At 49.4% G+C, this 18,495-nt stretch carries 17 protein-coding genes; 1 reads left to right on the forward strand and 16 read right to left on the reverse strand.

Translation table 11 applies throughout. The features are described from left to right. The 16 genes from plsY to dprA form a co-directional block, all read right to left on the reverse strand. The gene (gene plsY, locus HMPREF1246_RS03020) at window positions 1–615 is read right to left on the reverse strand and encodes a glycerol-3-phosphate 1-O-acyltransferase PlsY (protein WP_021736672.1); all 615 of its coding nucleotides are present in this window, start codon (window positions 613–615) and stop codon (window positions 1–3) included. 22 nt (window positions 616–637) lie between these two features. After that, window positions 638–1,966, reverse strand: a complete 1,329-nt coding sequence (gene der / locus HMPREF1246_RS03025; RefSeq protein ID WP_016459518.1) for a ribosome biogenesis GTPase Der — start codon at window positions 1,964–1,966, stop codon at window positions 638–640. A 14-nt stretch (window positions 1,967–1,980) separates the two neighbouring features. Beyond that, complete coding sequence (gene fni / locus HMPREF1246_RS03030; protein ID WP_009014734.1) at window positions 1,981–3,030, reverse strand: type 2 isopentenyl-diphosphate Delta-isomerase; 1,050 nt, start codon at window positions 3,028–3,030, stop codon at window positions 1,981–1,983. A 15-nt stretch (window positions 3,031–3,045) separates the two neighbouring features. Continuing rightward, on the reverse strand, window positions 3,046–5,088 hold the full coding sequence (locus HMPREF1246_RS03035) for a bifunctional 4-hydroxy-3-methylbut-2-enyl diphosphate reductase/30S ribosomal protein S1 (RefSeq protein ID WP_021736662.1): 2,043 nt from the start codon (window positions 5,086–5,088) through the stop codon (window positions 3,046–3,048). Window positions 5,089–5,091: 3 nt separating this feature from the next. Next, on the reverse strand, window positions 5,092–5,697 hold the full coding sequence (locus HMPREF1246_RS03040) for a 1-acyl-sn-glycerol-3-phosphate acyltransferase (protein ID WP_035224235.1): 606 nt from the start codon (window positions 5,695–5,697) through the stop codon (window positions 5,092–5,094). After that, on the reverse strand, window positions 5,694–6,365 hold the full coding sequence (gene cmk, locus HMPREF1246_RS03045; protein ID WP_035224241.1) for a (d)CMP kinase: 672 nt from the start codon (window positions 6,363–6,365) through the stop codon (window positions 5,694–5,696). Before cmk ends, HMPREF1246_RS03040 begins: the two co-directional genes overlap by 4 nt. Before the next feature lie 8 nt (window positions 6,366–6,373). Continuing rightward, window positions 6,374–7,618 carry an NAD(P)/FAD-dependent oxidoreductase gene (locus HMPREF1246_RS03050; RefSeq protein WP_021736661.1) on the reverse strand — a complete coding sequence of 415 codons (1,245 nt, stop codon included), beginning with the start codon at window positions 7,616–7,618 and terminating at the stop codon, window positions 6,374–6,376. Continuing rightward, a complete protein-coding gene (locus HMPREF1246_RS03055) occupies window positions 7,611–8,351 on the reverse strand; it encodes a pseudouridine synthase (protein WP_009014729.1) in 741 nt (246 codons plus the stop codon). Before HMPREF1246_RS03055 ends, HMPREF1246_RS03050 begins: the two co-directional genes overlap by 8 nt. Further along, window positions 8,352–8,963, reverse strand: a complete 612-nt coding sequence (gene scpB / locus HMPREF1246_RS03060) for an SMC-Scp complex subunit ScpB (RefSeq protein WP_021736652.1) — start codon at window positions 8,961–8,963, stop codon at window positions 8,352–8,354. Continuing rightward, on the reverse strand, window positions 8,935–9,684 hold the full coding sequence (locus HMPREF1246_RS03065; RefSeq protein ID WP_009014727.1) for a ScpA family protein: 750 nt from the start codon (window positions 9,682–9,684) through the stop codon (window positions 8,935–8,937). The genes scpB and HMPREF1246_RS03065 overlap by 29 nt, the downstream gene beginning before the upstream one ends. Before the next feature lie 49 nt (window positions 9,685–9,733). Next, the gene (locus HMPREF1246_RS03070; RefSeq protein WP_009014726.1) at window positions 9,734–10,387 is read right to left on the reverse strand and encodes a site-2 protease family protein; all 654 of its coding nucleotides are present in this window, start codon (window positions 10,385–10,387) and stop codon (window positions 9,734–9,736) included. 107 nt (window positions 10,388–10,494) lie between these two features. Continuing rightward, on the reverse strand, window positions 10,495–11,271 hold the full coding sequence (gene codY, locus HMPREF1246_RS03075; protein ID WP_016459515.1) for a GTP-sensing pleiotropic transcriptional regulator CodY: 777 nt from the start codon (window positions 11,269–11,271) through the stop codon (window positions 10,495–10,497). Window positions 11,272–11,285: 14 nt separating this feature from the next. Next, window positions 11,286–12,194 carry a tyrosine recombinase XerC gene (gene xerC, locus HMPREF1246_RS03080; protein ID WP_009014724.1) on the reverse strand — a complete coding sequence of 303 codons (909 nt, stop codon included), beginning with the start codon at window positions 12,192–12,194 and terminating at the stop codon, window positions 11,286–11,288. Window positions 12,195–12,261: 67 nt separating this feature from the next. Beyond that, a complete protein-coding gene (gene trmFO / locus HMPREF1246_RS03085; protein ID WP_014128482.1) occupies window positions 12,262–13,590 on the reverse strand; it encodes a methylenetetrahydrofolate--tRNA-(uracil(54)-C(5))-methyltransferase (FADH(2)-oxidizing) TrmFO in 1,329 nt (442 codons plus the stop codon). Beyond that, the gene (gene topA / locus HMPREF1246_RS03090; RefSeq protein ID WP_021736657.1) at window positions 13,587–15,851 is read right to left on the reverse strand and encodes a type I DNA topoisomerase; all 2,265 of its coding nucleotides are present in this window, start codon (window positions 15,849–15,851) and stop codon (window positions 13,587–13,589) included. Before topA ends, trmFO begins: the two co-directional genes overlap by 4 nt. Window positions 15,852–15,869: 18 nt before the next feature. Continuing rightward, entirely contained in the window at window positions 15,870–16,973 is a 1,104-nt protein-coding gene (dprA, locus tag HMPREF1246_RS03095; protein WP_009014721.1) for a DNA-processing protein DprA, read from the reverse strand. A gap of 281 nt (window positions 16,974–17,254) precedes the next feature. On the opposite strand from dprA, the gene hydF reads away from it, so the two are divergent. Then, on the forward strand, window positions 17,255–18,472 hold the full coding sequence (hydF, locus tag HMPREF1246_RS03100; protein ID WP_021736663.1) for a [FeFe] hydrogenase H-cluster maturation GTPase HydF: 1,218 nt from the start codon (window positions 17,255–17,257) through the stop codon (window positions 18,470–18,472). Window positions 18,473–18,495: the final 23 nt, after the last annotated feature.

An 18,495-nucleotide genomic window follows, 5' to 3' on the forward strand; every position in this document is an offset into this window, starting at 1 on the left:
TTATTTTTTATCTTTCACGGACAGATGACCTTCCCGAATTTTGTTTTCCGTGCCGTGAAAGAGTCGGACCATATTTTCATAATGGCGGACAATGACAACAGCAGCGATGATTGCCGTAAAAATAACAAGAGGAAGATCGTAGCCTAAATAATAGGCGCCAAGAGGTGCGCAAAAGGCAGCCACAATGGAACCCAACGAGACATAGCGTGTGACAAAGACGATGGCAAGCCATACGGTGAGGGCAAAAACAGAAACATCAGGCATGAAATAAAGCAGGACACCAAGCCCCGTAGCAACGCCTCGTCCGCCTTTAAAATGGAGGAAACAGGAAAAACTGTGCCCCAAGATGGAGGTAGCTGCACAAGCAAGCTGCGGCCAAAGGTCAGTGGACACAAAACGGCTAACCAACAAAAGAGCCACAACGCCCTTGCCCAGATCCCCCAATAGGACCAGGGAAGCCATGCGCGCACCGACCGTTCGAAAGACGTTCGTCGTCCCAATATTATGGCTTCCGTACTGCCTAATATCAATGCCGCAGATGGCTTTTACAAATACGAGGCCACAAGGAATGGACCCCATGAAATACCCGATAAGAGCTCCTAACAATACACTCATTCCAATGCGCCTTCCTTATGGGTCAGTTATCTTCATTCTTACCGCGTACAATGAGATTGATGGGCGTTCCTTGGAATCCAAAGGCTTCCCTCAGCTTATTTTCAAGGTAACGCTGGTAGGAAAAGTGCATGATTTCCGGTTCATTGCAGAAAATCACGAAGGTCGGCGGTTTGACCTTGACCTGGGTTGCATAAAGAATTTTCAGGTGCTTGCCCTTTTCCATGGGCGGTTGGTTCATAGCCACGGCATCGGTCACAACCTGATTGAGGACGGATGTTGAAATCCGCATGGCATTAGCTTCGGCCGCATCTTTGATAAGATCGGGCAGGCGGCTGATGCGCTGCTGCGTCAGGGCCGAAACATAAACGACATTGGCATAAGGCATGAAGATGAGTTCTTTTCGAATAGTTTCCGTATAATGAACAGTTGACATCTCATCCTTTTGATACAGATCCCACTTATTGACAACAAGGACAATACCCTTGCCTGCCTCGTGGGCATAGCCTGCAATCTTTTTATCCTGTTCGGTAACGCCATCAACGGCATCGAGGACCATGAGGACAACATCGGAACGGTCCACTGCACGTAGGGTACGGATAATGCTGTACTTTTCAATCGGTTCATCGATTTTCCCTTTGCGGCGCATCCCTGCCGTATCGATGAAGAGGTAAGTCTGACCATCCTTCATGACAGGAACGTCAATGGCATCACGGGTTGTCCCTGCCACATCGCTGACGATGGAGCGGGTCTGCCCAATGATGTCATTGAAGATGGAGGATTTGCCCACATTCGGTCGTCCAATGATTGCAACCTTGATGACGTCATCATGATCATCATCATCGGATTCATCCTCATCAGGAAAGTGGGATACAACGGCATCAAGCAGGTCGCCGAGGTTAAGTCGGTTGGACGCCGAAATCATATAGGGTTCTCCAATGCCCAGGTTATAGAATTCATAGGCTTCCAGTTCCTGGGTCGGCGTATCGGCTTTATTAACAGCAAGGACGACCGGTTTTTGGGCCATACGGATCAGTTTGGCCACTTCTTGGTCTTCTGTCGTAACCCCTGTACGGGCGTCACAGACAAAGAGGATGACATCGGCTTCCTTGATGGCAATCTTAGCCTGCTCCCGGATGGAAACGGCAATGGAGTCGGTATTGGCAATTTCAATCCCGCCCGTATCGACCATCATGAAGCGGCGGTCTAGCCATTCTGCTTCGGCATAAAGCCGGTCCCGCGTGACACCCGGCGTATCTTCCACAATGGAGATGCGGCTGTCCGCAAAAATATTGAATAAAGTTGACTTGCCGACATTCGGTCTGCCGACAATGGCAACAATGGGTTTACTCATATAGGATTCCTCTTTCAATCATTCTGGTCATACTTCCGGAGCCATGAAACAGCTTGGGCCGTCTCGCCGGTTAGATAATATCGCGCCTCGTGAAGATCCCTGAAGGTTCTGCAGCCAAGAAGGGTATAAAAGTCAAGAACCTTGTTCAGCAACCGCTGCAGAAAATGAATGGTTTCCTCAGTTCCTTCCTGCTGAATCTTTTGCAGCAGATTACCTGCCATGGCAACCGCTGAAGCCCCAAGGACCTGGGCCTTGACCACATCAAGGGCGCTCCTGATGCCTCCTGAGGCAATGACCCCATTTCCCCAACCAACCGTCTGTACGACGGATAGCAGGGACAGGACCGTGGGGATGCCCCATTCCGAGAGCTCTTCATTGCCTTCTGGGTAACGCTGATGCTCGATGGCAGGGAAATTGGTTCCCCCTGCCCCACCAATATCAAGGAGTGTTACGCCAACATCAAGGAGGTCCTGGGCCTCTTTTTTGGCCATGCCGCAGCCTGTTTCCTTGACAATAACAGGGACCCCAACACCTTGTACCATAGCTTCTATATGAGATAGGCAGTTCGAAAAGTCCCGATCCCCTTCTTCCATCGCAAGTTCCTGGGCAGGATTCAAATGAATCTGAAGGGCGTCGGCAGAAATCATGTCAATAGCGGCCTTTGCCTGCTCTACAGAGGCAAAAGCACTTAAATTAGCAAAGATGAGCCCCTTGGGATTGCACTTTCGGACAATCGTATAGCTATCTCGATGAAGCCCCGTTCGCACCGTACCAAATTGGGAACCAACGGCCATGGCTGAACCCGTTTCGCGGGCGACAATGGCCAGTGATTCATTGATTTTTGCGACCGCGTCTGCCCCGCCTGTGATGGCATTGATGATAATCGGATGGGCCAGAGCGGGCAGGCCTGGCAGTAAGCAAGTCAGGTCCACCTCATTACGGCAGATGCCTGACAGGCAATGATGAAGCAAATGAACGTCAGAAAAGCCGGAAGCGCAAGGCCCATCCCCGACACAAAGTGCGTATCGGATATGATCGAGCTTACGACTTTCCCGGCTTTTCATTGGAGACTCCTTTAATTAGTTGGCTTCGTTTTCTACCTCAGCGAGTTTTTCACCCAGATCCTGGGAGAGAGCGCCTTTTTTGCCTAGGTACTGGCTCATTTCAGCCTTTTCAGCATCTTCCTTTGCTTTGGTGATGCTGAGGGCAATCTTCTTATGTTCCGTGTCAACACGCAGAACCTTGACCTTGACTTCCTGACCAACTTCCAGAACATCTTCCGGTTTTTCGATACGCTGTTCGGAAATTTCGGAGATGTGGATCATGCCTTCGTTCTTATCATTCAATTTGACAATCGCACCGAAGGGAAGGAAGCGAAGAACCGTACCGGTAACAATGTCACCGACATGGATGTTCTTTGCAGCAGCCTGCCAAGGATCTTCCTGAAGCGCTTTAACAGAAAGGCTAATACGGCCTTTTTCAGCGTCGAGGCCTTTGATGTAGACTTCAACTTTGTCACCGACTTTGTAGAGATCGGCCGGTTTGACGCTACGATCCCAGGAAATTTCAGAGATATGAACAAGGCCCTGAACAAAAGGTGCAATTTCAACGAACATCCCGAAATCGACGATGCTCCGAATCGTCCCTTCAACAGTTTCACCTTCATGGAAGGTTTCAAAAGCCTTATCCATGGCTTCCTTGCGTTCTTCTTCACGGCGAGCGCGTTCTTCCTTATAGGCAGCGTTTCTGGCAGCACGTTCTTCTCTCAGGACATTTCTGCGGGAGAAGACAAGACGTTTCTTTTCAGGGTTGATTTCAAGAAGGGAAACTTCAAGTTCCTTACCTTCATATTCCTTGACATCATCCACATGTCTAAGATCAAGGTGAGAAGCAGGGATGAATCCTGTTAGGCCTTCATAGGCAACGGTCAGGCCGCCTTTAACGGCACGCAGGCCTTTAACGGTAACCACTTTCTTTTCATCAGTGAATTCTTCCGGCAGTTTCAGCCAAGCCTGGTCAGCTTCAGCTCTCGTCTTGGAAAGAACAACGAGACCATCCTGATTTTCGCTGGCAATGACTTTCAGCGTGACCTTATCGCCTTTATTTACAGTGGGAGCGACGGTTTCCTTGGTACCACCCTGAACCCATTGGTCAAAGGGTACGGAACCTTCGCTCTGGTAACCAAAGTTAACAACCACTTCATCTTTGGTTACGTCGATGACCGTGCCCTCAACAATCATACCAATGTGCAGTTTCATGCTTTCTTCTTGTCCCAACAGTTCTTCCATCGTTTCCATAGCTACAATAGCCTCCTCAATAATTTCCTGCGGTGTAGATGCACCAGCAGTAATGCCAATTTTTTCTGCTCCGGCAAGCATGGATAAGGTAATCTCGCTAGCGTCCTGCAAAAGATAGGTTCGGGGATTGATAGGGCGTGCAAGTTCCGCCAAATGGCGTGTGTTGGCACTGTTTTTTCCGCCAAAGACAAAGAACGCGTCACAGTTTCCAGCAAGTTTCCTTGCTGCTTCCTGACGTTCAGCAGTGGCTGTACAGATGGTCCTTTCCACTTTGTAGTCACCAGATCGTTTCTCCTGCGACAGATGAAGCAGAAGGTTAAACTTCCCTGCCTCAAAAGTCGTCTGGCTCACTACACCAAACTTATCTCTTACAGGAAGAGATTCCACGTCATCAGCTGTTTCGATGACCAGAGAATCCTTACCTGCCCAAGCCTTGATACTTTGCACCTCAGGATGACGCTTCTCCCCAATGATGATGACAAACCGGCCTTCCTTGGAAAGGGCGGCGGCTGTCTTTTGTGCTTTCCGCACATGGGGGCAAGTGGCATCAATGATCTTAAGTCCTTTTTGTTCGGCTTCCTCATAAATTTGAGGAGCTGCACCATGGGAACGAAAGATAACCGTATCACCAGCAGAAAAATCGGCCAGTGTTTCCTTGCATTGTACACCTTTTTGCGCGAGCGATTCCACAACCCGAGGGTTATGAACAATTTCACCTAGGGTGGCAATACTAGTATTATATCCTTTTACGTTCATTTGTGCAATGTCTATCGCACGTTTTACTCCATAACAAAATCCACAGGGATCTGCGACAATGATCTGCATGGCTCAAATGCCCCCATTTTCCTTGATGAGACGGGATATTTCACCCATCAGTTCCTCCGTAAAGGCTTCCGTATCTTTTTTACCGCCTTCAGCCCCAAAGACAGAAATAGGTTGACCAAAAACAACTTTGATATGGGGCCAGAAGCCTTTTTGTACTCCCAGGTTGGACCCTAGGATGGCTGTGGGGACTACTTGTGCCTTTCCCTTGATGGCAATCGCCATGGCACCTGGTTCTGCTTTTCCGAGCTTTCCCGTCCGGATCCTGTGCCCTTCTGGAAAGATTCCAAGGACCTTACGGTCTTTCAGAAGTTTCAAGGCATGACGAATGGCATGCGTATCGGCAGCCCCGCGATGGACCGGAAAGGCGCCCAAGGAGCGGTAAAGCGTTCCTAGAACAGGAACAAAAAGTTCTGATTTGGCCATAAAGTGAATGGGTCTTGAAGCCGCCGTTCCAATCATAGGAGGGTCAAGGAGACTGACATGATTGGAAGCGATGACAACAGGTCCTTCGTGAGGAATGTTTTCGCGGCCAATGGTCTCCAAACGGAAAAAGATGGAAAACAGTACTCTAAAAAGCAGCTGTACAAATCGGTACCACATGAGATTCATCTCTCCTTTTTAGCCAAGGACAGGATTGTTTCCGTGACTTCCTGAATGGACATCTGTGTAGAATCAATGAGCACTGCATCATTTGCCTTTTTGAGAGGAGAAATCGCCCTTGTCTCATCTAAACGATCCCGCTCACTGATTCTCTTTTTAAGGTCTTCCAAAGAAACAGTCTCCCCCTTCACCTTAAGTTCCTCAAAGCGCCGGCGAGCCCGTTCTTCCACGGAGGCAGTCAAAAAGACCTTAAGCTGGGCATGCGGAAAGACGACCGTGCCAATATCACGTCCATCCATGACAATCCCACCATTTTTTCCCATCTTCCGCTGCTGAGCAACCATTGCTGTGCGAACGCCGCCATAGGCACTGACCTGTGAAACATTCCGGGAAACTTCAAGGCTACGAATGGCATCTGTAACTTCGTGATCATTGAGATAGACCTGGTTCCGGCCATCTTCATAGCGGAAAGAAATCTTGATGCCTTGGGCCATTTGAGTCGCAGCCGATTCTGTAAGAGAAAGTCCTGCAGTTAGGCAGGAAAGGGTCACAGCACGATACATGGCCCCTGTATCGATATAGGCATAGCCAAGACTGGCAGCGACTTTCTTTGCAATCGTGCTTTTCCCTGCTCCCGCAGGGCCATCTATAGCAATGATGATCTTTTTCAATGTCATTCCTCTTTTCAAAGTTCAGCTGCTTCTTTTCCCGCTACATAGCCGGAGGAAAAAGCCGCCTGCAGATTATAACCGCCTGTAAAGCCATCTACATCCATGACTTCACCGGCAAAAAAGAGATTCGGGTAAAGCCTGGAAGCAAAGGTCGATGGTGAGATTTCCTTGATGCTTACGCCGCCGCTTGTAACAATGGCTTCTTCAAGAGGGCGCGTCCCCGTAACCGGAAGGGGAAAACCCTTGAGGACATCAACGAGACGAAGGCGTTCCTTGCGTGTCAGCTGATTGACAGGCTGCTCAGGCACCAAACAGGCCTCTTCTATGACAAAGGGGATAAGGGCCTGGGGCAGCAAGTCGTGCATGCCCGCTTTGAGGCCTTTGCGGCTGTATTTCTGAAAATCCCGCTGAAGCCGCGCGTCAAGCTGCTCCCGGGTAAGCGCCGGCTTAAGGTCGATGGAAAGATTCAAAAAGCCTTGCGGATGGGCTTTGAAATAACGCGCCGCTTCCCGGGAAAGGGTAAGAATAATGGGTCCGCTGACTCCAAAATGAGTAAAGAGCATTTCGCCAAATTCCTTTCCTACCAGCTTTCCTTTATCCCAAAGGGAAGCCTCTACATTGCGCAGGGATAGGCCTTGGAGGGCCTTCATGTCCCCCAGGTCGCAATTCAAGGGAACCAAAGCAGGACTCGGCGCAATAATGGTGTGGCCGACTTGCTGGGCAAGGTCATAGCCGTCCCCCGTTGATCCAGTTCGCGGATAGGAAGCCCCTCCTGCCGCAATGATAAAGGCATCAGCTTCATAATAGCGACCATCTGTATCATATACGGCACTGACCTTACCTTCTTGACACGCTAGCTGCGTGATTCGGCGGTGAAAGAAAATCTTTCCTCCAAGTCCATAAAGGATTCCTTCCAGAGTCCGAACTACATCGGAAGCTTTATCGCTTTGGGGAAAGACGCGGCCTCCCCGCTCCACTTTGGTTTTTAGTCCATGGCTTTCCAAAAGAGCAATCATATCTTCATTGGTAAAGCGATGAAAAGCACCGAAAAGGAATTTGCCATTACCCGGGATATGGGCAATCATCTCATCCATCGTGCAGTGATTGGTGATATTGCAGCGCCCTTTCCCCGTAATCATGAGCTTCCTGCCAGCCCGTTCCATTCGCTCCAGAATAGTTACGTCGGCTCCCCTCTGGGCTGCAGAGATTGCCGCCAAAAGTCCCGCCGCCCCGCCGCCAATGATAATGACCTTATTCATGATGCATCACCAGCTTCTTCAAATGCACGACTTCATCATCTGTCAATTCGCGATAGGCTCCTTTTTTGACACCCTGTAAAGAAAGGAAAGCGACCTGAGTCCGTTTGAGTTTCCTCACAGGATAGCCAATGGCTTCGCACATGCGCCGAACCTGGCGATTGCGTCCTTCGTGAATGGTGACTTCAAAAATTGACTGATCACGACGGGAATCATAGCGTTTGACCTCCACGAGGGCAGGCGCTGTCATCCCATCACACAGACGGATACCCGTCCTCAGCTTGTCCAGCTTTTCTTCTTCAACGTGCCCGTCGACAACGACTTCATAGGTCTTATTGATGTGATAACTGGGGTGGGTCATGCCTTGGGCCAAGGCGCCATCATTCGTCATAATGAGAAGGCCCTCCGTCATGAAATCCAAACGGCCCACTGGATAGACGCGTTCCCGTTCCTTATCCATCAGCTCGGCGACCGTCCTGCGGCCCCGCGGGTCCTTCATGGTGGTCATGACGGCAGGCGGTTTATTGAGCAGGAAATAACGGTGTCTTTCCTTGCGCAAGGGACGCCCGTCAATGAGGATCCGATCCGTAGGAGAGACCTTTGTTCCAAGTTCTATCACGGGCTTGCCATTCACGGTGACCCGTCCTTGCAGGATGATCTTTTCACACTCCCGGCGGCTTGCAACGCCAGAGGCTGCCATCATTTTCTGCAGCCGTTCAACTTGTACTTCCGTCATTTATTCATGCCCCGTCTGGTCCAGACTGGGTACTCCTTCCTCATGTACAGATTCTTTATCTCTTCCTATGTCCGCCGCCTCTTCCCTTTCAAAGACCCCATCCAGAAGTTCTTCAGGCAGTTCCGGCAACGCAGAGAGGGATTCAAGGCCAAAGGTCACAAGAAACTTTTCTGTCGTGCCATATAAAATAGGCCGCCCCATGACTTCCTTGCGGCCAACTTCCATAATGAGTTCCATCTCCGTCAAGGTACTAACAACCCCATCAACCTTGACCCCACGAATGGCTTCAATCTCACTTTTGGTAACCGGCTGTTTATAAGCCACAATGGCGAGAGTTTCCATAGCTGCGTTCGAAATCTTCTGTTCCTGCTTTTCGTAAAGATCCCGGATCACACTAATGGCCTCTTTTTTAGTGACCGCCTGAACGCCCCCAGCGACTCGCCTTAGTGTAAGGCCCCGATCCTCCGCTTGATAGGACGTTGAAAGCAGACTCAAGAGATCATCGGCTTCATTCAGCGAAAGATGAAGCGCACTGGCTATCCTGTCAAGGGATAGGGGGTCACCAGCGGCGAAAAGCAAGGCTTCAAGCTGTCCCAGTTTCGATATCGCCATGAGCGGTCTCCTTTCGTTCTGTAATATAGATAGGGGAAAAGGCGCCATCCTGCTGAATGGAAATCTGCTTTAGGCGCAGCAGTTCTAAAAGGGCCAGAAAGGCAGCAATGGTTTCACTCCGATTATGTCTGGCATGGATAAAGTCGGTAAAAGCCAGTTTCTGTTTTTTACTTTTCTTTTTTCTCAGAAGGTGGAGAACTTCTTCCATTTTGTCCTGGACATGGAACTCCTGCCGCGGAATAACAGCCGGGCGCTCGTCTGGAGCAGGAATCATCCTGATCAGGGTGCGAAGCAGATCGGCCATGGTGTAGGACTTGATCTTTCTTGTCCCTGTATCCAGCTTCATCGGTGCCCGAACAGCAAAAAGGCGGGATTCCGTAAGGCATTCCCTAAGGAGTCCAGCCCTTTTCTTGAACTTTTGGTAGAGAACAAGCATTTCTACGAGCATGTCCCGCGGATCGTTCTCTTCATCCTCTTCCGCATCATCCTTTGGCAGGAGCATACGGGATTTAATTTGAAGCAGCATCGCTGCAATGAGTAGAAACTCACTTGCCATATCAAGGTCATAGACCTGCATCTCATTGATGTATGAGATATACTGCTGCGTAATTGATACGATGGGGATATCGTAGATATCGACTTTATCTTTTTCAATGAGATGGACAAGCAGGTCCAGCGGTCCTTCAAAATCAGGCAGTTTGACGGTCAAGGCTTCCGACATAAAACGCAATCCCCCACAAGCTGTCCCCCGTAACGCAAGGCCGCTTCCCTTACGGCAGGAAAAAGGCAAAAGGCGTCAGCAGAAGATAGCTGACTTCACTAGCCAAACGAAGATAAAGCGTTGCAAGAGGACTGATGATGATTCCAATTATACCTGTAAAACACAGGACAATCAAGATAAGGTTCGAATAAGGCCCAACAAGATTGGCATAGCGATATTGCGCACTGGGCGATAAGAAATAGCTCAGGACCTTGAATCCATCCAAAGGTGGGAGAGGCACCAAATTGAAGAAGGCAAACCAAACATTGTATAAGCTTAGCCACTGCAGGAAAAAATGGACGCTGTAAAACGTTCGGGAAGCAAAATAGCGCAGGAAAAATCCGTCCAGTGAAAGGGCCAGGAAACAGAGAAACAAATTGGCCAAGGGTCCAGCAAGGGCCACCTTCATCATGTCATGTCGGGGGTGCCGATAATATCTTGAGTCGACCATGACAGGTTTGGCCCAACCAAAACCGACAAGAAGCAGGACCAAGGTTCCGATGATATCCAAATGGGCCAAAGGATTCATCGTAAGGCGCCCCTGCGCACCTGGGGTTGGGTCACCCAAATGCGTGCTCATGGCACCATGGGCATATTCGTGAACCGTAAGGGCCATAAGCAGGGCCGGGATGCGGTAGATAATGGTTGCATCAAGGGAAAGCATAATGGTATTCCTTTCTGAAACAACATAAGGAAGCATGACGTGGAACTGTCCGCTGCCCTTCAGATAAAAAGCAAGGGTGCCGAATAGACCAGCACCCTTGATGCAGATTATTTTCGATGTTCTTTTAGACCATCCCGCAGATATTCATTGAGGATACGGACATAAGTTCCTTTCATTCCCAGGGATTCGGTCTCGAGGACGCCCGCGCTTTCAAACTTACGCAGGGCATTGACGATGACGCTGCGCGTAATACCGGCCTGGTCAGCAATCTTACTGGCTACCAGAAGGCCTTCATCCCCTGGCAGTGCCTTCAGGATTTCAGAGATGGCTTCCAGTTCGCTGTAGGACAGATTTGAAAAAGCAATCTGAACCATAGCCTTTTTACGGGAGGCTTCCTCGATGTGTACAGCCTTGTCATGGAGCAGCTGCATGCCGATGACAGTAGCTGCATATTCTGACAGGAGTAAATCGGAATCGATGAACTCCTTCTTGAACTTTCCAAGGATCAGTGTACCTAGACGGACCCCGTTTCCAAAGATAGGGACAACCGTTGTATATTTGCTTTCAAAAAGACATTTGGTATCATCACTGAAGGCACACATATTCTTGACAAGTCGATAGTTGGAAGAGGTCTCACGAATCTGTTCCAGCCACTTTACATAATTTTCAGGAAAACGGCCAACGTCAAGGACCTTTTTGATCATCAGTTCACATTCAAATCCATCAAGGATTGAATAGCCCAGCAGTTCACCTTCACTGGAAACAATGTAGATATTGGCCTTGATGACGTCCTTGAGGACTTCGGCCATCTTTTTGTAGCTGATGACTTCCGTGTTCTGCAGAAGCTTGTTGATCATTCTTGTTTTTTCTAATAATGCCAGCATGCTGTCTCCTCCCATTACGCTCTTGGATGATGTTTCTTATACACCGATGCAATTCGGTCCGCTGTGACATGCGTGTAAATCTGCGTTGTTGATAAACTTGCGTGTCCAAGCAGTTCTTGAACGGAGCGCAAATCCGCTCCGTGATCGAGTAGATGTGTGGCAAAAGTATGCCGAATCGTATGAGGGCTGACGTGTTTTTGAATGGACGCCATTTCCACATAACGGTCAAGGATACGTCTCACACTGCGTGCTGTAAGAGGCGTACCTCGATGATTGACAAAGATGAAGTCATGAGAAGGGACTTCATACTTTTCCATGAGTACGCGCCGAGCTCCTGTCAAGTAAGCGTTCATGGCCCTAATACAGGGATGACCTAAGGGAACGATCCGTTCCTTATGGCCCTTTCCCAAAAGTAGGGCATAGCGATTGGATAGGTCCAAACGGGTCAACGTCAGTCCCACAAGCTCCGACACGCGGCAGCCTGTTGAGTAGAGAAACTCCAGCAGTGCCCGATCCCGCTGACCTAGCTCCGTAGAAAGATCAGGCAGCTCCAAGAGATGATTCATCTCGAACTCCTCTAAAAAAACAGGCAGTTTTTTTTCGAGTTTTGGGGTCTTGACCTTGGTAAAGGGATTCTTGTCCGTAAGGCCTTCACGCATGAGATATCGATAAAAGGACCGCAGGGAAGAAATGCGTCGGGCAATAGTTCGTCTCGCCTTTTCCTCCCGATGAAGCTGGGCGAGATAAGAACGGATATCAAGAAGGGATACCTCAAGCCAAGTAGCTTTCCCCCGACCTGACAAAAACACGGAAAAAGCAATCAGGTCATCTTTGTAGTTCAGGATTGTATTGGGGGAATCATTGCGTTCTACACGCAAATAACGAAGAAAACGCTCAGCCATTGGGTCCAGTACATTATTCATGGCAAGCACCTCCCCCATTCATGAAATTGTAGGTAAAATCCTGATAATTCATACTAGCACATATAAGTTAATTGTGCAACAAATTTTTATAATTTTCCAAAATATCCAGTGCTCTCATCGCGATGGCGTGATTCTTCTCTTTTTTACCACGGATACGTGGACCGTCCCACGGGGCAATGAGTCCAAAATTAATATTCATGGGCTGGAAATGCTTGACTTCTGGATTGCTGATGTAATGAGACAGGGCACCAATGGCCGTTTCCCTGGGGAAAAGAAGCTTTGCCTTTCCAGAAAGGGTACGGGAAAGGTAGATGCCTGCAGCAAGGCCGGAGGCTGCCGATTCCACATACCCTTCCACACCTGTCATCTGACCGGCAAAATAAAGGTGAGGATGACTCCTCAGGCTGTAATCGGCATCGAGAAGAAGCGGTGAATTGAGGTAAGAATTTTTATGCATCACACCATAGCGGATAAATTCAGCCTCTTCAAGGCCGGGAATCATCCGGAAAACTCGTTTTTGCTCTGGCCAACGCAAATGCGTTTGAAAACCAACCATGTTAAAGAGGCTCCCTGCCCCATTATCCTGACGCAGCTGGACAACGGCATAGGGATCTTCCCCCGTTCGGGGATCGGGAAGCCCAACCGGTTTCAAGGGACCAAATCGCATGGTATCCTCGCCGCGAACGGCCATTTCTTCAATCGGCATGCAGCCTTCAAAGACCATCCCATGTTCAAAGTCCTTTACGTCGGCCACTTCGGCTGTGCGCAGAGCTTCCCAAAAACGCAGGTATTCCTCTTTGTTCAAAGGGCAGTTGTAATAGGCGGCCTCCCCTTTTCCATAACGGGATGCCTTATAGGCAATCTCCTCGTTGATGGATTCCAAGGTCACAATAGGCGCGGCTGCGTCAAAGAAATGGAAATAGTCCTGGGAAACAAGATTCTGGATTGCGCCAGATAAGGGTTCACTCGTAAGGGGGCCTGTTGCTACAATGACGTAATCTTCTTCTGGAAAGGAAAGATCGATTGTTTCCTCTTCAATGACTGTCACGAGCGGATGATTCCTGATGGCTTCCGTAACTCCTTGGGCAAAACCCATACGGTCGACAGCCAATGCCCCGCCAGCGGGGACGCGGTGTGCGTCCGCCTGAGCCATGATGAGGGAGTCCAACCGCCGCATTTCCTCCTTTAAAAGGCCGACGGCATTTTCAATGTTATCGGCCCGTAGGGAATTGCTGCAGACAAGCTCACTGTAATATGCCGTATGGTGAGCAGGATCTGATTTTTTGGGACGCATTTCGTGCAGCTTGACAGGGATTTTCCGCGATACAAGCTGCCATGTGGCCTCACTGCCTGCAAGGCCCGCACCAATCACATGAACAGTCATAGTTTCTTTCATTCCTTTCCAGTTTTTTTCACGGCGGTCTTTTTAGTGGAAGCGGTCTTCTTGGTAGACGCGGTCTTCCTTACGGCAGTCTTTTTGGCCGTTGTTGTTTTTTTTGCAGTCGTTTTTTTCACTGTTTTTTCAGCGGTTCCTTCTGTTTTCGCAAGAGCGGCCTTGGCACTGACTTTCTTTAGTCCGCTCTTTTTGGCGCCGCTGTTTGGACACTCAGGATTGCTGCAGTGGTGCACGACCTTCCCGCCGCGCTGAACCGCTTCCAGCATGATATGACCGCAAAGGGGACATGTTTCGTTGATGGGCTTATCCCAGCTTGTAAAATGACATTCCGGATAATGGGAACAGCCATAAAAAGTCCGTCCTGTCTTGGTTTTTCTTACAATCAGATCATGACCGCAGAGCGGGCAGGCGACGCCAATTTTTTCGTAATAAGGTTTCGTGTTGCGGCATTCCGGAAATCCAGGGCAGGCAAGGAACTTTCCATGACGCCCTGTTTTTACGACCATCATACGGCCGCACTTCTCACACTTTACATCACTTACAATGACTTCCTGAGGTTTTACAGGAATTTCACGGTCGGCAATTTCCAGTTCCTTTTCAAAGGGCCCATAGAACTCCTTGAGGACAGTTTCCTTTTTAGTCTTGTGCTCACTGATGGCATCCAATTCATTTTCCATATGAGCAGAAAAGGGCACATCAATCAGATTGGGGAAATATTGGGTCAAAAGTTCAATGGTCGTCATGCCCAATTCCGTCGGCATGACTTTTTTTGCCTCCTTGGCTACATAACCGCGGGAAAGGATGGTCTGGATGATGGTGGCATAAGTACTTGGCCGTCCAATTCCCTTTTCTTCCAGTTCCTTGACTAAGGTAGCTTCCGTGAAATAGGCAGGCGGTTCCGTAAAATGCTGAATGGCATCATCGACGGAAATGAGGGTAAGGGGCGTCCCCTCCTTAAGGTGTGGAACCTTCTTTGTCTTTTCCCCGGCAAGTTCCTTTTTATCCATCAAAGTCAGGAAACCATCAAATTTAACAACAGATCCGGAAGCGCGCAGTTCGTAGGGCCCGCCGTTAATGATGAGGGTTGTGACCTCACTGACGCTGGGTGCCATTTGGCAGGATACGGTCCGTTCCCAAATCAGGCGGTAAAGCCGCAGCTGATCCCGTTCAAGATAGGGCGCAACCTCATCGGGGGTACGCATGACCGAGGTCGGACGGATGGCTTCATGGGCCTCCTGGGCATTCTTACGGCTGCTGTATACGTTTGGCTTTTTCGGCAAGTAGGCATCGCCATAAACCTCGCCGATATAATTGCGAATTTCCGCAACGGCAACACTGGCCAGATGGACAGAGTCCGTACGCATATAGGTAATGAGGCCGACAGGAGTCCTTTTTTCAAGGGCAATGCCTTCATAAAGCTGCTGGGCCAGCATCATGGTCTTTTTCGTTGTAAAATTAAGCCGCTTGACCGCTTCCTGCTGAAGGGAACTGGTCGTAAAAGGAGCTATGGGGCGGCGGATCCTGTCCTTTACTGCCGAAGAAGCAACGGCATAGGACTGGTTCAGCAGTTCCTTGGTCACGGTCCGGGCTTCCTCTTCGTTATGGATGACAAGTTTTTTGCCCTCTTTTTTCGTCACCTCTGCCGTAAATTTATGACTTGGTTTATCTGCCGTAAGGGTTACGGAACTCGTCCAATATTCCTGCAGCTCAAAGGCATCAATTTCCTTTTGCCGGTCGCAGATGATCTTGACTGCTACAGACTGGACACGGCCTGCCGAAAGACCTTTGGCAATCTTGCGCCACAAAAGGGGCGACAGCTTATAGCCGACAATACGATCGAGGATGCGACGCGTCTGCTGTGCGTCGACCTTATCCATATCAATGGCAGCAGGATGCTTGATAGCTTCTTTGACCGCATGAGGTGTGATTTCATGAAAGGAAATCCGGCAGTTGCTTTCTGGATCGACGCCCAATAAATAGCCCAGATGCCAAGCAATGGCTTCCCCTTCGCGGTCAGGGTCCGTTGCAAGATATATCTTGTCCGCTTTTTTGGCAAGGGTCTTCAGTTCTTTGATGAGGTCACCTTTTCCACGGATGTTGATGTACTTAGGCTCAAAATCATGATCCACGTCCACACCGAACTGGCTTTTGGGAAGATCACGCAAGTGACCCATGGAGGCCTTGACAGTATAGTTTTTTCCCAAGAAACGACCGATAGTTTTTGATTTTGTTGGTGATTCTACAATGACAAGATTAGCCATAAAACATCTGACTCCTTTTTAGCGAACTAAATATCGATTGCCCGCGCTTTTACGGACCATGCCGGCAACTTCCATACGCAGGAGAAGCATGCTGACAAAAGAAAGCGGCCAGGGAAAATGGGCCATGATTTCTTCCATCTGTTTGCCATTTCCTCCCTTGATAAAATCATAAAGGGCTTCTGCTTTTTTCCGGTCGGGAACGGGAAATGTTTCAAATAAAGAAAGTTCTACTGCGTGGGCCCCCTTGGGAACGTCCTCGGGAAAATAGACGTCCAAAAGATCCTGCGGATCATCAACAAGATGGGCACCTTCCTTGATAAGGGCGTGGGTTCCTTTGCTTGTGAATGATTCAATGGGGCCCGGTACAGCATAGACATCACGGCCTTCATCCGCCGCTAAGTGAGCCGTAATCATAGCCCCGCTTTTTAGTGCAGCCTCGACGACAAGCACTCCGGAAGAAAGCCCGACGATAATGCGGTTGCGCATGGGAAACTGATAGGCCATGGGCGGAGTAAAAGGGGAAAATTCAGAGATGACAGCACCCGTTTCGGAAATACGTTGAAAAAGACCTTTGTGTCGAACTGGATAGGGGCGCGCCAGGCCGGAGCCCAAAACGGAGATTGTCTTTCCTCCGCCAAGGAGGGCCCCCTCATGGGCTGCTGCATCAATGCCATAGGCCCCGCCACTTACGATGGCAATCTTCTCCGACGCAAGGACGCGGGAAAAACGTTCTGCAATGGATAGACCGTATCCGGTAGCTTTGCGTGACCCAACAACTGCAAGATAAGCCGTCAGATTCGGCAGCTTACCCTTGACGTACAGGACCCAAGGCGGATCCGCAATCTCCCTAAGTGAAGCTGGATACCCACTTTCCTGGATGCCAAGAAGTGAAATATGGGCGATTTCACAGTAATCGGCTATTTTTTGAGGAAGGCCAGGATCATACCACTTTCGGTAGTGCTGGGCTCCTTTTTCTGTGAGTATGCCTGACGCTTTCACCTGTTCGAAAGAAGCCTCAAAGGCTTCCTTTGCCGACCCAAAATAGGCTGCAAGTCGAGGCCCCAAAAGAGCGGCGCGGGAACCCAAAAGATGGGCCAGGGCTGCCATATAATAGACTTCCACGATGGATTCAACTCCTACTGCAAATAGACTGCAAATTCTGTCTTACAATGCTATGAAGATACCACGAATGAATAAGAATGTCCAATCTAAATTGAAAATTTTTTGCAAAATATGGAGGGATATACCAGGGGATAATGCCGGTTCATCCAGCTTTTTTCATCTTTCAGCGCCGATTTTCACCCTTTTGGGAAAAATCCCATCGACGGAGCAGGGAAGATGAGGTATAGTATAGAAGTCAAAATTTTTGAGGGATGGGTTCCCATCCCAGAAAGGAGCTTGCTATGGCCTCTTCGCTTAATGAAACCCCAGCGGCTGAACGCGTCCACATTGGACTTTTTGGCTGCCGCAATGCAGGGAAATCTTCCCTGATCAACGCCCTAACAGGACAGGACCTCTCCATTGTATCCGACTTCAAGGGCACGACGACGGACCCCGTCTCCAAGGCCATGGAAATCCTTCCTCTTGGCCCCGTACTGATTACAGATACACCTGGCCTTGATGATGAAGGGGCTCTAGGTGAAAAACGCGTCAAAAAAGCACGCTTTGTCCTGCGCAGCACAGATATTGCCCTCCTTGTTGTCGATGCGGCCCTTGGCCTGTCAGAAGCTGATCAGCGTCTTCTTAAGGAAATCAAGGAACGAAAGGTTCCCTACATGCTCATTGTCAACAAAATCGATATATACAGCGCTCCCCTCCTACCTCAGGCAGAAAAGGACCATCTTCTTTTTGTCAGTGCCCAGACCCATGAAGGCATTACGGAGCTTAAGGAACGCCTTTCCCGGATGAATCCCACTGCAAAAGCGCAGCGCCCTCTGTTGGGAGATCTTTTGGCGCCCGGCGATCTGGTTGTTCTTGTCGTTCCTATTGACGAGTCAGCACCAAAAGCGCGGCTGATCCTGCCTCAGCAGCAGACCATCCGGGAAATCCTCGATTTCCATGGAAGGGCCATTGTTGTACAACCTGACGAACTGCCTTCCACCGTCAAGGCCTTTCATGACAGTATTCGCCTTGTCATTACGGACTCTCAAGCGTTTTCTACCGTGAAGGACATGGTGCCGGAAGATGTACCGCTTACCAGTTTTTCCATTCTCTTTGCCCGCTATAAAGGAGAACTGGAAGCCTTTATTGAAGGTGCCAATGAACTAAAACGTCTGAAAGAGGGCGACCGTGTCCTGATTTCCGAAGGCTGCACCCATCACCGTCAGTGCAACGATATCGGTACAGTGAAGATGCCTGACTGGATCCGCCGCTTTTCCAGAAAAACACCGGAATTTTCCTTTACAAGCGGCAAGGGCTTTCCCGATGACCTTTCTTCCTTTTCACTGATTGTCCACTGCGGAGCCTGCATGCTGAACCCACAGGAAGTTTCCTATCGGCAGCAACTTGCAAAAACCGAGAACATTCCCATGACCAATTATGGGATTGCCATTGCTTATATGAACGGCATCTTAAGGCGCGTTCTTTCCCCCTTTCCGGAACTTGTGAAAAAAGTCAAATAAAACATGGACCCACTCTGTATGTC

This window comes from Acidaminococcus sp. BV3L6 (genome assembly GCF_000468835.1).
GTDB lineage: Bacteria > Bacillota > Negativicutes > Acidaminococcales > Acidaminococcaceae > Acidaminococcus > Acidaminococcus intestini.